The following is an 805-nucleotide window of genomic DNA, read 5'->3' on the forward strand; positions in this document are numbered from 1 at the left end:
AGTTCGTCGGCCCCCGGCAGACTCACTCGGCGTGACACCGGGCGAGCACCTCCCTGGCGAGCTGACGATAGGCGGCGGCGCCGACGGAGTTGGAGGCGTACGTGGTGATCGGCTCACCGGCGACCGTGGTCTCCGGGAAGCGCACCGTGCGCCCGATGACCGTGTGGTAGACGTGATCGTCGAACGCCTCGACCACCCGGGCCAGGACCTCACGGCTGTGCACCGTGCGCGAGTCGTACATCGTGGCGAGGATGCCGTCCAGCTCCAGTTCGGGGTTGAGCCGCTCCTGGACCTTCTCGATGGTCTCGGTCAGCAGCGCCACCCCGCGCAGCGCGAAGAACTCGCACTCCAGCGGCACGATCACCTTGTGCGCGGCCGTCAGCGCGTTCACGGTCAGCAGACCGAGCGAGGGCTGACAGTCGATGACGATGTAGTCGTAGTCGTCCATCAGCGGCTTCAACGCCCGCTGGAGGGTCGACTCGCGCGCGACCTCCGAGACCAACTGCACCTCGGCGGCGGACAGATCGATGTTGCTGGGCAGCAGGTCCATGTTGGGGACCGCCGTCTTCAGGAGCACCTCGTCGGCCGACATGCCCCGCTCCATGAGCAGGTTGTAGACCGTGAGATCCAGCTCCATCGGATTGACACCGAGGCCGACCGACAGCGCGCCCTGCGGGTCGAAGTCCACGAGCAGCACCCGGCGTCCGTACTCCGCGAGCGCGGCACCCAGGTTGATGGTCGACGTGGTCTTGCCGACGCCGCCCTTCTGGTTGCACATCGCGATGATCTTCGCGGGGCCGTGGTC

1 protein-coding gene is annotated in these 805 nt (G+C 67.3%); it reads right to left on the reverse strand.

The window, feature by feature from the left end; all coding sequences use genetic code 11:
* Window positions 1-22: 22 nt before the first annotated feature.
* The coding region (locus G6W55_RS37935; RefSeq protein ID WP_254876602.1) for a ParA family protein at window positions 23-805 on the reverse strand (783 nt) is incomplete at its 5' end.

Origin of the sequence: Streptomyces sp. CAI-85 (assembly GCF_013363615.1) — a bacterium.
In the GTDB taxonomy this organism is placed as follows: Bacteria; Actinomycetota; Actinomycetes; order Streptomycetales; family Streptomycetaceae; genus Streptomyces; species Streptomyces antibioticus_B.